The 13,263-nt window shown below is 72.6% G+C and carries 10 protein-coding genes; 4 read left to right on the top strand and 6 right to left on the bottom strand.

Features of this window, described 5'->3' with window-relative positions:
- Positions 1 to 72: 72 nt before the first annotated feature.
- The 4 genes from ACZ4U4_RS25945 to ACZ4U4_RS25930 form a co-directional block, all read right to left on the bottom strand.
- The gene (locus ACZ4U4_RS25945; protein WP_467878815.1) at positions 73 to 834 is read right to left on the bottom strand and encodes a polyprenol monophosphomannose synthase; all 762 of its coding nucleotides are present in this window, start codon (positions 832 to 834) and stop codon (positions 73 to 75) included.
- Positions 831 to 2,501 carry an apolipoprotein N-acyltransferase gene (gene lnt / locus ACZ4U4_RS25940; RefSeq protein WP_467878812.1) on the bottom strand — a complete coding sequence of 557 codons (1,671 nt, stop codon included), beginning with the start codon at positions 2,499 to 2,501 and terminating at the stop codon, positions 831 to 833. The genes ACZ4U4_RS25945 and lnt overlap by 4 nt, the downstream gene beginning before the upstream one ends.
- 552 nt (positions 2,502 to 3,053) lie before the next feature.
- Positions 3,054 to 4,694, bottom strand: coding sequence for an amidohydrolase (locus tag ACZ4U4_RS25935; protein WP_467878810.1), 1,641 nt, complete (start codon positions 4,692 to 4,694; stop codon positions 3,054 to 3,056).
- Between the two features lie 139 nt (positions 4,695 to 4,833).
- Positions 4,834 to 5,274, bottom strand: a complete 441-nt coding sequence (locus ACZ4U4_RS25930; RefSeq protein ID WP_030288641.1) for an Lrp/AsnC family transcriptional regulator — start codon at positions 5,272 to 5,274, stop codon at positions 4,834 to 4,836.
- 207 nt (positions 5,275 to 5,481) lie between these two features.
- On the opposite strand from ACZ4U4_RS25930, the gene ACZ4U4_RS25925 reads away from it, so the two are divergent.
- A complete protein-coding gene (locus tag ACZ4U4_RS25925) occupies positions 5,482 to 5,901 on the top strand; it encodes a hypothetical protein (protein WP_467878807.1) in 420 nt (139 codons plus the stop codon).
- Positions 5,902 to 6,135: 234 nt separating this feature from the next.
- On the opposite strand, the gene ACZ4U4_RS25920 is transcribed toward ACZ4U4_RS25925, so the two are convergent.
- Entirely contained in the window at positions 6,136 to 7,308 is a 1,173-nt protein-coding gene (locus tag ACZ4U4_RS25920) for an acyl-CoA dehydrogenase family protein (RefSeq protein ID WP_467878804.1), read from the bottom strand.
- 339 nt (positions 7,309 to 7,647) lie between these two features.
- On the opposite strand from ACZ4U4_RS25920, the gene ACZ4U4_RS25915 reads away from it, so the two are divergent.
- Positions 7,648 to 8,934, top strand: a complete 1,287-nt coding sequence (locus ACZ4U4_RS25915) for a glycoside hydrolase family 18 protein (RefSeq protein ID WP_467878801.1) — start codon at positions 7,648 to 7,650, stop codon at positions 8,932 to 8,934.
- A 68-nt stretch (positions 8,935 to 9,002) separates the two neighbouring features.
- On the opposite strand, the gene ACZ4U4_RS25910 is transcribed toward ACZ4U4_RS25915, so the two are convergent.
- A complete protein-coding gene (locus ACZ4U4_RS25910; protein WP_467878798.1) occupies positions 9,003 to 9,641 on the bottom strand; it encodes a TetR/AcrR family transcriptional regulator in 639 nt (212 codons plus the stop codon).
- Between the two features lie 203 nt (positions 9,642 to 9,844).
- Between ACZ4U4_RS25910 and ACZ4U4_RS25905 the strand changes: the two genes are divergently transcribed.
- Entirely contained in the window at positions 9,845 to 11,101 is a 1,257-nt protein-coding gene (locus ACZ4U4_RS25905; RefSeq protein ID WP_467878795.1) for a GAF domain-containing protein, read from the top strand.
- 151 nt (positions 11,102 to 11,252) lie between these two features.
- Positions 11,253 to 12,776: an acetaldehyde dehydrogenase ExaC gene (exaC, locus tag ACZ4U4_RS25900; RefSeq protein ID WP_467878793.1), complete on the top strand. Its 1,524-nt coding sequence runs from the start codon at positions 11,253 to 11,255 to the stop codon at positions 12,774 to 12,776.
- The last annotated feature ends 487 nt before the right edge of the window (positions 12,777 to 13,263 follow it).

Below are 13,263 nucleotides of genomic sequence, written 5' to 3'. Positions count from 1 at the left end.
TCAAGTGTGCCTGGCCGCCCGCCCGGGCCGCCCCCGAGGGTCGTCGCGACGATCACCTCGAGGCGGCCGGGGTCACTTCTTTCCGCGGATCTTGTCCAGGCGGGAGCCGACGCCCCAGGCGGTGACCCGCCACAGCGCCTCGACGACGATGTCCCGGCTCATCTTGGAGTCGCCGCGCTCCCGCTCGACGAAGGTGATCGGCACCTCGACGACGTGCAGCCCGGCCTTGACCGCGCGGCGGGCCAGGTCGACCTGGAAGCAGTAGCCCTGGGAGGCGACCTCGTCGAGGCCGAGCCGGTCGAGGGCGTCCACGCGGAAGGCGCGGAATCCGCCGGTCACGTCGCGGATCGGCACATCGAGCAGCAGGCGGGAGTAGGTGGAGCCGCCGCGGGAGAGGAATTCGCGGGACTTCGGCCAGTTCACCACCCGGCCGCCGGGCACCCAGCGCGAGCCGAGCACCAGGTCGGCGCCCTTGAGCGCGGTGAGCAGCCGCGGCAGCTCCTCCGGCTGGTGGGAGCCGTCGGCGTCCATCTCGACGAGGACGCCGTAGCCGTGCTCGACGCCCCAGCGGAACCCGGCGAGATAGGCGGCGCCGAGCCCTTCCTTGCCCTTGCGGTGCAGCACATGGACGTGATCGTCCGCGGCCGCGAGTTCGTCGGCGAGCTTGCCGGTGCCGTCCGGGCTGTTGTCGTCCGCGACGAGCACATGCGCCTCGGGGACGGCGGACCGCACCCGCTCGACGATCGGCTTGACGTTCTCCGCCTCGTTGTACGTCGGGATGATCACCAAGGTGGTGCCGAGCGGACCGTACTGCCGCTGACCGCCGTCTGTCACTGCTGCCCCTTCTCGTCCTTCGGTCGCCCGCGCCGGCCGATCAGAGGGGACGCGACGCAGGACAGAAGGCCCACGATAGCGAGCGTCCACTCGGGCGTTGCACCCGCGCGGTCGGCGAGCGTCGTTTCGTCGCGCAGCGGGATGCGCGCGGAGACGACGCCTTGGGTGAATTCGGGAATCTTCCGGACGATCTTTCCGTCCGGTGCGACCACCGCGCTGATTCCGCTGGTCGCGGCGGTGACGACGGCCCGGCCGTGCTCGACGGCGCGCAGCTTGGACATCGCCAGCTGCTGTTCGGGCTGCCCGGTGCGGCCGTAGGTCGCGTTGTTGGTCTGGATCACCAGGGCCCGGGCCCCGGCGCGCACGGTGTCGTGCACGATCTCGTCGTAGGCCACCTCGAAGCAGATGACGTCGCCGAGCCGGGCGGGGCCGACCTTCAGGACGCCGGTGTGGTCGCCGGGGTAGAAGTCCCGGGGCACCCGCTGGAACCGCGTGATGATCTTGCTGAGCTGTTCCCGGAACGGCACGTACTCACCGAACGGCACCGGGTGCTGCTTGGTGTACGAGGCGCCGGGGCCCTTGGCCGGGTCCCAGACGATGCCCTCGTTGAAGACGTACCCGGGCTTGGTCGGGTGGTCGACGAGGGCACCGACGAGCACCGGCACACCGATGGCCCGGACCGCCTCGTCGATCCGGTCGCGGGCCTGCGGGAAGCGGAAGGGGTCGAGGTCGGAGGCGTTCTCCGGCCAGATGACCAGGTCGGGCTTGTGCGCCTTACCTGCCCGGATGTCGGCGGCCAGCTGCTCGGTGGCGCGGGCGTGGTTGTCGAGGACCTGCATCGGGCGGCCGAGGAAGTCCATTCCGGGCCGCGGAACGTTGCCCTGGATGACCGCCACGTCGACGGTGTCGTCGGCCTTGGTCGGTACGGGGACCAGCGTCCCGGCCGCGGTGAGCGCCGCGGCGAGGCCGAACGCCTCCACGGCGGGCAGCGCGCGGCGCAGCGTCCCGCCGGAGCGCAGCCCCCACAGCCCGGCGGCGCAGGCCGCCAGCAGACCGCCGGTCAGCGCGACGGCGAAGGTCACCAGCGGTGCGCCGCCGAGCGCGGCGAGCGGGGTGAACGGCGAGCCGGTGTTCGCGAACGCGAGGCGCCCCCAGGGGAAGCCGCCGAACGGCAGCCGGTCGCGCGCACACTCCTGGGCGACCCACAGACAGGCGCCCCACAGCGGCCACCACGGCAGCCGGGAGACGCGGGCGAGCCCGGCGCCGAGCAGCGCCATGAACAGCGCCTCGGCGAACGACAGCCCCACGACGGCGTCCCAGCCGACCACGTGCAGCCACTTGAGCAGCAGCAGGAAGAACGGCAGGCCGAGGACGAGGCCGAGCCAGGCGCCCTGTGCGGCGCTCCGGCCGCGGACCAGCAGCGCCAGCGCGGCGACCGACAGCAGGGAGAGCGGCCACAGGTCGTACGGCGGGAAGGCGAGGCCGAGGGCGATTCCGGCGCAGACGGCGAGGGCGGTGCGCGGGGCCGTGCGGCGGGCGAGTGCGCCGAGGCGGTGCCACCGGCCGGGGCGTGGCGGTGCCGGAGCCGGCGCGGTCGGCGGCGCGGAACCGTCGGCCGCGTCGCGGCCGGCCGCGGCTTCGGTGGTGTCGGAGGGGCCCGGGGGCACGGTCGCGCCTTCCTGCAGGTCGTGCGGTGGTGAGCAGACCGTACATCGGAAGGCCGGGGCGGCGGGTGCGGGGTGCCGGGGGCGGCAGGCGCTCCGCGGCGCCGCCGGGTGGGACGGTGCGGATAGGGGCCCGGTGCCCTTCGGGCCGACCTGGGGCCCGCTGGCTGCGGGTCGACCGAGAGCCGTTGTCTACTGAGCGTCCGGGCCCCACCCGGGTCGCACCGTCCTCCCGGCTCTCCAGGGAGCCGGGAGGGACCCCTCCGGCCGGAGCGTTTCCGCGTCTCGCGCCGCTGGTGCTGGACCTGGCTCACAGTGACGGCGTCCGGTCCCGGCACACCGCCCGTGGCCCAGCCGCGGCCGACGACGGTACGGAAATTCCCGGCCGGACGTCCTGTGGTGGACTGGGCCGAACCTACCGGCCGCCGACCGCCTGCTGTCAACAGCCGCCACAACCGGGGCCTTTTCACCGTCCCGTCGGACCGGTGGCCGTCGATCCCAGTCGGGGCAGGGGCGTACGGTGCGGCCGCCGCGCACGGCGGCGGCCGCACGAAGTCACTCGTTCGGCCGTGCGAAGACGGTACGTCCGGCGACGACGGTGGCGAGGCAGACCGGCAGCGGGCGGTCCGGGCTGAGGTCGGGCAGGCCCGGGGTGCCGGAGCGGGGGTCGGTCGACCAGCGCTCGACGCGCTCGTCGGGCGCCTGGACGACCAGGTCCCCGGCGCGCCAGACGGCGTAGTCGGCGGGGGCGCCGGGGACCAGCACACCGGCGTCGTCGCGGCCGATGGCGCGCCAGCCGCCGCGGGTGTGGGCGGTGAAGGCGGCACGGGCGGAGATGCCGTGCGCCCGGGTGCGGTGGAAGACCGCGGCGCGGATCGTGCCCCAGGGGTCGAGGGGCGTGACGGGGCTGTCGGAGCCGAGGGCGAGCGGCACCCCGGCCTTGAGCAGCGCCGCGTACGGGTTGAGGGTGCGGGCGCGGTCGGCTCCGAGGCGGGTCGCGTACATGCCCTCGGTGCCGCCCCAGGCCGCGTCGAAGGCGGGCTGGACGGAGGCGGTCAGAGCCAGGTCGGCGAAGGCGGCGAGGGTGCGTTCGGTGAGCATCTCGGCGTGTTCGACGCGGTGGCGGGCGGCGCGGACGCGGGCGAGGCCGACGCGGTCGGCGGCGGCCCGGACGCCGTCGGTGACGGTGGTGAGCGCGGCGTCGCCGATGGCGTGGAAACCCGCCTGGAGTCCGGCCTCGGTGCAGTGCGTGACGTGGGCGGCGACGGCCTCGGCGTCGAGGTGGGCGGTGCCGGTGTGGCCGGCGTCGGCGTAGGGCGCGTGGAGGTGGGCGGTGTGCGAGCCGAGGGAGCCGTCGGCGAAGAGGTCGCCCGCGGCGCCGAGGGCGCCCAGTTCGCGGATCCGGTCGGCTTCCTTTGCGGATGCGACCAGTTCGGCCCAGTAGCCGACGACCCGCGGACCGTTCCCTTCGGCGGCGAGGGCGAGCAGGGCGGTGAAGTCACTCTCGCCGGAGATCTCCGGGCCGGCGCACTCGTGGACGCTGCCGATACCGAGCGAGGCGGCCCGGGCGAGCGCGGCCCGCTGCGCATCGGCGCGCTGGACGGTCGTGAGCGTGGCGTACGCGGCCTGCCGCACGGCGTGGTGGGCGTCGCCGGTCAGCGGGGCGTCGGCATGGAATCCGGCCAGGTCACGCAGGCCGGGGACGAGATCGAGCAGGGCGGTGGTGACGACGGCGGAGTGCACGTCGACGCGGGTGAGATAGAGGGGACGGCCGCCGGTGGCCTCGTCGAGTTCGGCACGGGACGGCGGGCGGCCCTCGGGCCAGGCGGTGGCGTCCCAGCCGTGTCCGAGGAGGACCCGGTCGTGCGGGCGGGCCGCGGCGTGGGCGCGGACGCGGGCGAGCGCGTCGGCGAGATGGGTGGCCGGCGCGAGGTCGAGCCCGGTGAGGGCGAGGCCGGTGGCGGTCGTGTGCACATGTGCGTCCGTGAACGCCGGGGTGACGAGTGCACCGTCGAGATGGACGACCTCGTCGACGCCGTCGGCGAAGGAGTCGGCGGCGCCCTCCTCCCCCACCCACGCGATGCTGTCGCCCTCCACCACCATGGCGGTGGCGAACGGGTCGGCGGGGCTGTGCACCTCACCACCACGCAGCAGGACGGTACGGGGACGGGCCGGATCGGGGATGCGCTCGCTCATACCGGACAGTTTCGCCCCTGCCGGGCCGGGCCCGGTGCGCGGGGTGGGCGAAGGCGCGGCGTGGCGGGAAATGCGCCCCCGGCCGGACGGACGGACGCGGGGGCCGAAGGGCCGCCCGCCCGCGCCCGGTGGGCCCGCCTCAGATACGGGGCGGCCGGGCCTCGTACGGCGTGGACAGGACGACGGTGGTGCGGGTCGAGACGCCGGCCAGGCTGCGGATGCGGCTGAGCAGGTGCTCCAGCTCCAGCGGGGTGGCGACGCGGACCTTGAGGATGTAGTTCTCGTCGCCGGCGACGCTGTGGCACGCCTCCAGCTCGGGGACGTCCGCGAGGCGCTCGGCGATGTCGTCGGGAGCGCTGGGGTCGAAGGGCTTGACCGAGATGAAGGCGGTCAGCGGCAGCCCCACCGCCTCCGGGTCCACGATCGCGGCATAGCCACGGATCACCCCGCGCTGCTCCAGGCGGCGCACCCGCTGGTGCACCGCCGAGGTGGACAGGCCGGTGGCCTTGCCCAGGTCGGTGTAGCTCATCCGCCCGTCCTTGACGAGCAGATCCACGATTCGTCGGTCCAACTCCTCCACGCGTTCAACTTACTGTGCCGATGCGCCCCCGCGCACCGCGCGCCGGGTTGTGGACACCCCCGCGCGCCGTTCATGTGACGAACGCCACAGGCGCGCTCCGCTGTCCGGAGGGTGGCTGCGATTATGCGCGCGGCATGAGGGGAATTGCTGGTGGTGGCCCGGACCGCCCGTCACAGGAGCGGCGGCCGAGCGGCCCACCCGAGGGGGATGGACACCATGCGACGCATCAAGCAGGACACCACTGTGACCCGAGCCGGCAGCACCGACGGCGACAGTCCCGGCTTCGTCGAGGACGACGATCCGGACGAGTTCGGCACGTACGACATCTTCCGGGTCGCCTGCCCGGACTGCGGGCAGGCCATCGCGCTGCTCGCCGAGGAGGACAGCCTTCCCGAGCACGCGCTGTGCCCCTCGCCGTGGAACCCGTTCGGTCTGACGGTCTGCCAGGGCTCGGGGCGGCCGGTGAGCGACGCCGCGCAGACGCCGGACGCGCTGGACGCCCATGAGCAGGACGTGGCAGTGCTGTTGACGCTGCCGGAGAGCCTGGACTGGCGCCGTCAGCCCTTCTCGCACATCGGCGGTGACGGCTCCGGCGCACCTCGGGTGCCGCGGATGCGTCACGCCTGACGACGCCGCACGACGGCGATCGGCGCCCACCCCGACGGCGCCCGGAGCGAGGGGGCCCGACGCTCCCTCCGCTCCTCCTCCCGTGCCCCCGGGCCGGTACGACCGGTCCGGGTTCTTTCATGTCCGCACCCGCACGGCGGCAGAGCCCCCCGCGGGCACGGAAAAGGCCCGCCCCTCTTCCATGAGGCGGGCCCAACCCGATGCGAGGCGGGGGGGGAGTTCACCCCGGGTGGGTCAGCGCGATTCCGGGCCGGCCAGGTGTCGGGCGATGACCATCCGCTGGATCTGGTTGGTGCCCTCGACGATCTGCAGGACCTTCGCCTCGCGCATGTAGCGCTCGGCGGGGAAGTCCTGGGTGTAGCCGTAGCCGCCCAGGAGTTGGACGGCGTCGGTGGTCACCCGCATCGCGGTGTCGGTACAGAAGAGCTTGGCCATCGCCGCCTCCTTGGAGAACGGCCGGCCCGCGTCGCGCAGCCGGGCCGCGGCGAGGTAGAGCGCGCGACCGGCCTCGATCTGGGTGGCCATGTCGGCGAGCAGGAAGCGCAGGCCCTGGAAGTCGGCGATCGGACGGCCGAACTGCCGCCGCTCCACGGTGTATCCAAGCGCGGTGTCCAGCGCGGCCTGGGCGACGCCGATGGCGCAGGCGGCGATACCGAGACGGCCGGAGTCCAGGGCGGCCAGCGCGATGGCGAAGCCCTGACCCTCGTCGCCGAGGCGGCGGTCGTCGCCGACCCGTACGCCGTCGAAGTGCAGCTGGGCGGTGGGCGAGCCCTTCATGCCCATCTTGCGTTCGGGGACTGCGGCGGAGAGGCCCTCGGCGTCGCCGGGGACGAGGAAGGCGGTGATGCCGCGGGGGCCGCTGTCGCCGGTGCGGGCGAGGACGGTGTAGAAGTCGGCCACGCCGCCGTGGGTGATCCACGCCTTGGTGCCGTCGAGGACCCAGTCGTCGCCGTCGCGGACGGCGCGGGTGGTCAGGGAGGCGGCGTCGGAGCCCGAGGAGGGTTCGGAGAGGCAGTAGGCGCCGAGGAGCCCGCCGCCGAGCATGGCGGGCAGGTGCGCGGCGCGCTGCTCCTTGGTCCCGAACCCGGCAAGGGCATGACAGGCCAGAGTGTGGACGCTGACGCCGAGGCCGACGGTGAGGCGGACGGCTGCCAGCTCCTCCAGGACCTGGAGGTAGACCTCGTAGGGCTGCTCGCCGCCGCCGAACTCCTCGGCGTACGGCAGGGAGAGCAGTCCGGATGTGGAGAGCAGGGTGAAGGCCGCGCGCGGGAAGTGTCCGGCCTCCTCTTCCTCGGCGGCGTTCGGGGCGATCTCCCGCTCGGCGAGATCCCTGACGAGCGTCAGCAGGTCACGGGCTTCCTCGGTGGGCAGACTGCGGTCCACCGGGCGGGGGCCGTACTCGGTCATGGCGGCGCTCTCCTCCGTCTCGGGCGCTGGCGGCCCCGCACGCATGGGGTGGGCGGCGGTGCCGTCTTCCGGGTGCCCAGCCGATGATTGCCCTCCGGGTCTCGGAACGCGATGACCTGCGACTGTGGCGCTTGGAGTATGCCCGATCGGCGGCCTGGCGTCACGGGTTGACGGAGGGGGAATGATCTTTGCGCAGGCAGATGAACTGGCCGCGAAATTGGTCCGAACCATTGACGCACTGGTCTAGTCCATCTAGCTTCTCCCCAACGCCCCACGCGTTTTGGACCGTTCGGAACGCAGGTCGCATCCCGTCCCTCGTCCCCCCTCCGAGGAGAAGACATGCTCAGACCGCACCGTGGACGATCACGCCGAGCCCTGGCCGCCACCACCGCCCTGTGTACGGTGGCGCTCTCCGGCTCCCTGCTCGCGGGCCAGGCGCTCGCCGCCTCGCCCGGCGCCCCCACCGCCGCACACCCGGCGGCCGCCACGGCGAAGACGGCGGCGAAGCCTGCCACCGCCGCGGGCGACAAGGTCGTCGGATACTTCACCAACTGGGGTGTCTACGACCGGAATTACCACGTCAAGAACATCGAGACGTCCGGCTCCGCCGCCAAGCTGACGCATATCAACTACGCCTTCGGCAACGTCACCGGCGGCAAGTGCGCCATCGGTGACTCCTACGCCGACTACGACAAGGCGTACACCGCCGACCAGAGCGTCGACGGCAAGGCCGACACCTGGGACGACGGTGCGCTGCGCGGCAACTTCAACCAGCTGCGCAAGCTGAAGAAGCTGCACCCGAACCTCAAGGTGATCTGGTCGTTCGGCGGCTGGACCTGGTCCGGCGGCTTCGGCGAGGCGGCCAAGAACCCGGCGGCGTTCGCCAAGTCCTGCCACGACATGGTCGAGGACTCCCGGTGGGCCGATGTCTTCGACGGTATCGACATCGACTGGGAGTACCCCAACGACTGCGGTCTGACCTGCGACACCAGCGGGAAGGACGCCTTCACCAACGTGATGAAGGCGCTGCGCGCGGAGTTCGGCAAGGACGAGCTGGTGACCGCGGCCATCAGCGCGGACGCCTCCGACGGCGGCAAGCTCGACAAGGCGGACTACGCCGGCGCCGCCCAGTACGTCGACTGGTACAACCCGATGACGTACGACTACTTCGGCGCATGGGACGACAAGGGGCCGACCGCTCCGCACTCCCCGCTGACCGCGTACGACGGCATCCCGCGGGACGGTTTCAACACGACCGACACCACCGCCAAGCTGAAGAAGCTCGGTGTTCCGGCGGACAAGCTGCTGCTGGGCATCGGTTTCTACGGCCGCGGCTGGCAGGGCGTGAGCGACGACAAGCCGGGCGGCACCGCCACCGGCGCGGCCCCGGGCAAGTACGAGGCCGGGATCGACGACTACAAGGTCCTCAAGGACCGGTGCCCGGCCACCGGCAAGATCGCCGGCACCGCGTACGCCAAGTGCGGGGACCAGTGGTGGAGTTACGACACCCCGGAGACCATCGCCGGGAAGATGGCCTTCAAGAACGAGCAGGGCATGGGCGGCACGTTCTTCTGGGAGCTGAGCGGTGACACCTCGAACGGCGAGCTGATCAAGGCGATCAAGTAATACCTCGCGGGGTTGCGCACGAGGGCGGGAGGCAGCGGCCTCCCGCCCTTCGCGCGTGGACGCCGGGCTCAGCCGGCCGGCGGCGCCGGGCAGTCCGGTTCGTGCTCCGCGATCAGGCGCAGGGTGTCCCCCAGCCCGCGCACCAGAAGGTCGCAGACGGTTTCGCGGGGCAGCCGCTGCTCCTCGATCCAGTGCAGGGTGACGCCCTCGACGCCGCTCAGCCAGCCGATCAGCAGCGTACGGGCGAGTTCGGGCAGGTCGTCGCGGCCCCAGGCGCCGCGCGCGAGGGTGGTGAGCATCCGGGCGCGGACCGCGTCGCGCATCGCCTGGACCTCCGCGTCGAAGCCGACGCCGCCGGTGACGATGGCCCGGTAGGCGGCCTGGTGGTGCTGGGCGTAGCGGAGATAGCCGTCGACGGTGTGGCGCACCCGGTCGTAGGGCGGCAGGTCCTGGGCGGCGCCGGCCCGCTCGGCGAGCTGGGCGACGGCGTCCTCGACGATCGCGAGGTAGTAGCCGCGCTTGTTGGTGAAGTAGTAGTAGATCAGGCCCTTGGCGACCCCCGCGTGCCGGGCGATGTCGTCCATGGAGAGGGCGTCGTACGACGTGTCGGCGAACAGCTTCCGTCCGACGGCTATGAGGTCCCGCCGACGCGCCTGCGAACGGTCGGTGGTGCAGGCGCTCCGTCCACGCTGTTGGGTCTTGGTCACAATCCGCTCTCATCTGCAACTGCCGTAAATTCTCGGCAGTATGACAGAGCGTCATGTTCGGCGCCGGGAGTGCGTCGGGCGCGGTCGCGGCCTGCTTCCCCGGTCCGCGCCCGGCGCCGTTGTCCCCCGCATGGGGGTTTACGGCGCCGCCGCGTTCCCGGGACGATCGGCGTACGGGGCGGCGCCGCACGGAGAGGTGGTACGTGGTCAATCCTTGGCTGGCGTTGGAGGCGGGCGCGGATCCCGCGGCACGGATCGCCTCCCTGCGGCGGGCGCACGAGACATTCCTCGCGGGCGGGCCGGTGGCGCCGCCGGTGCGCCCGGTGGTCGCCGACTCCTGGCGGCGCTCGGCCGACGCCCGCGCGGCGCCCGACGGCACGGTCCCGGTGGAGCTGGAAGGCGAGACGCTGCGCGCCCACCGCGACAGCCATCCGCTGGCCCGCGCGCTGCCCGTCTTCCGGGAACTGCTGGGCGCCACCGCGCAGGACGGGGCGCATCTGATGGCCGTCTGCGACGCACAGGGCCGGATGCTGTGGGTCGAGGGCCACCCCGGCGTGCGGCGGGGCGCGGAGCGCATGAACTTCGTGGTCGGGGCGCGCTGGGACGAGCGGCACGCCGGAACCAACGCGCCCGGCACCGCGCTCGCCGCGGGTCACCCCGTACAGATCTTCGCGGCGGAGCACTACAACCGGCGGGTGCAGCGCTGGACGTGCGCGGCGGCACCGCTGCGCGACCGGCGCACCGGGCGGCTGCTGGGCGCGGTCGACATCACCGGCGGCGACCATCTCGCCCATCCCCACAGCCTCGCCCTCGTCCAGGCCACCGCCCGCGCCGCCGAGGCGCATCTCGCCGCGTACACGCCGGAACCCTGCGTGTTTCTGACGGCGTTGGGCCGCGACGAGGCGCTGCTGGTGGTGGACGGCCGGCGGCTGCGGCTGGGGCGGCGGCACAGCGAGATCATGGTGCTGCTCGCCCACCACCCCGACGGCCTGACGGGTGATCAGCTGGCGTTGCTGCTGTACGGCGAGCGGGAGGTGCGCCCGGTGACGCTCCGGGCCGAACTCTCCCGGCTGCGGCACCTCGTGGGTCCGCTGCTCGACTCCCGCCCGTACCGGCTGCGGCGCCCCGTCGACACCGACGCCGCCGCGGTCGGCGCCGCCCTGACCTCCGGCGACCCGTCGGCGGCACTCGACGGCTACCCGGGCCCGCTGCTCCCGCTCTCCGACGCCCCCGGCGTACGGCGGCTGCGGGACGCCCTGGAGGCGCGGCTCCGGCGCACCCTGCTGACCTGCAGCGATCCGGAGGTACTGCGGCAGTGGACCGGGACGCCCTGGGGCGAGGACGACCTGGAGGTCTGGGAGGCGCTGGCCGCCGCACTCCCGCCGCACGCCCCGGGACACGCACGGGCCCGGACCGCGGTGCGGCGGCTGCGGGAGGTGTACGGGGTGGTGGGTCTGTAGGGCGAGGGGTGCGCGATGGGGCGGGCACGGGACCCGCCCGCCGGACGCGGTCCCGCGCAACGTTGCGGCAACCTCCCCCGCCCTACCGTGCGCGCACCGTCCTCCGCAGAGAAGCGGAGGGCACCGCGCCGAGCGATTGGGAGGCCGTGCCATGGCCCGCTTTGCCCACCCCGGTTCCGCCGATGCCGTGATGTCGTACCAGAGCCGGTACGACCACTGGATCGGCGGTGAGTACGTCGCGCCCGCACAGGGCCGGTACTTCGAGAACCCGACGCCGGTGAACGGCCAACCCTTCACCGAGGTGGCGCGCGGCACCGCCGAGGACGTCGAACGCGCCCTGGACGCGGCGCACGCGGCCGCGCCCGCCTGGGGCCGTACCGCGCCCGCCGAACGTGCCGTGGTCCTCAACCGCATCGCGGACCGGATGGAGGCCCACCTCCAGGAGCTGGCGGTCGCCGAGAGCTGGGAGAACGGCAAGCCGGTCCGGGAGACGCTGGCCGCCGACATCCCGCTGGCCATCGACCACTTCCGCTACTTCGCCGGTGCGCTGCGCGCCCAGGAGGGCACCCTCTCCGAGATCGACGCGGACACCGTCGCGTACCACTTCCACGAACCGCTGGGCGTCGTCGCGCAGATCATCCCGTGGAACTTCCCGATCCTGATGGCGACCTGGAAGCTGGCACCCGCGCTCGCCGCGGGCAACGCCGTGGTCCTGAAGCCCGCCGAGCAGACGCCCGCCTCGGTGCACTTCCTGATGAGCCTGATCGCGGACCTGCTGCCGCCGGGCGTCGTCAACATCGTCAACGGCTTCGGCGCCGAGGCGGGCAAACCTCTCGCCTCCAGCCCCCGGGTGGCGAAGGTCGCGTTCACCGGCGAGACCACGACCGGCCGCCTGATCATGCAGTACGCCTCGGAGAACCTGCGGCCGGTCACCCTCGAACTGGGCGGCAAGAGCCCCAACATCTTCTTCGACGACGTCTCGTCGGCCACCGACGACTTCCTCGACAAGGCGCTGGAGGGCTTCACGATGTTCGCCCTCAACCAGGGCGAGGTCTGCACCTGCCCCTCCCGCGCCCTGATCCAGCGCGGCCACTACCAGGACTTCCTCGCCGCTGGTGTGGCCCGCACCGAGAAGATCGTCCAGGGCCATCCGCTGGACACCGACACCATGGTCGGCGCACAGGCGTCCAACGACCAGCTGGAGAAGATCCTCTCCTACCTGGACATCGGACGTCAGGAGGGCGCCCGCGTCCTCACCGGCGGCGCCCGCGCCGAACTCGGCGGCGAGCTGGAAGGCGGCTACTACGTCCGCCCGACCGTCTTCGAGGGCAACAACGCCATGCGCGTCTTCCAGGAGGAGATCTTCGGCCCCGTCGTGGCCGTCGCCCCCTTCGCCGACTTCGACGACGCCATCACCCTCGCCAACGACACCCTCTACGGCCTCGGCGCCGGCGTCTGGACCCGCGACGGCTCCACCGCCTACCGCGCCGGCCGCGCCATCCAGGCGGGCCGCGTGTGGACCAACTGCTACCACGCCTACCCGGCCCACGCCGCCTTCGGCGGCTACAAGCAGTCCGGCATCGGCCGCGAGAACCACAAGATGATGCTGGATCACTATCAGCAGACGAAGAACCTGCTCGTCTCGTACTCGCCGAAGAAGCTGGGGTTCTTCTAGAGGTTCTCTAGAACCTAGGGGAAGGCGCCTGACCTGGCATTTTGCCGGTCGGGCGCCAGGGCGTCTTTCCGTGCCCGCGCCCACGTCGTCCCATACGCGGAAGCATGGACATAGTTGCCGGCCTGGTTCCGGAACAGCCGTCCGTCAGGCGCCACGCCGAACCGTTCGATGTGCAAGCACACGAGCTCACGAACTGCCGCAGGATGGGCACAGGCCAGGTCGCGGTAGCCGCGCGGCACCTGAGCGAGTGCACCTCGTGCACCGCTCCGTCGCCCGTCCACTCTCTGCTGCGGTAATGACGCCGTCTGACAGGTTGCGGATTCTCCGCGAAGTAGCCTTTTCCACTCCGGTGTTGAGCACTTCGTTGCAGGCGGTCCGTTTGCGCTGTGCCGCCTTAGAACTCCTATCGGAATGACTTCAGGCGTCGCCAGCAGATGAGCGCGCATCCGAGGGTGAGGAAGGCTTCGTGGATGTCGTCGCGTATCTC

This window comes from Streptomyces sp. NPDC029159 (genome assembly GCF_055564055.1).
This window is presented reverse-complemented; position numbering and strand designations above follow the sequence as displayed.

Coding starts and splice junctions, on each gene's coding strand:
- ACZ4U4_RS25925 (WP_467878807.1), top strand. CDS start 5,482: ATGGACACCATGCGACGCATCAAGCAGGACACCACTGTGACCCGAGCC.
- ACZ4U4_RS25935 (WP_467878810.1), bottom strand. CDS start 4,694: ATGAGCGAGCGCATCCCCGATCCGGCCCGTCCCCGTACCGTCCTGCTG.
- ACZ4U4_RS25920 (WP_467878804.1), bottom strand. CDS start 7,308: ATGACCGAGTACGGCCCCCGCCCGGTGGACCGCAGTCTGCCCACCGAG.
- exaC (WP_467878793.1), top strand. CDS start 11,253: ATGGCCCGCTTTGCCCACCCCGGTTCCGCCGATGCCGTGATGTCGTAC.
- ACZ4U4_RS25915 (WP_467878801.1), top strand. CDS start 7,648: ATGCTCAGACCGCACCGTGGACGATCACGCCGAGCCCTGGCCGCCACC.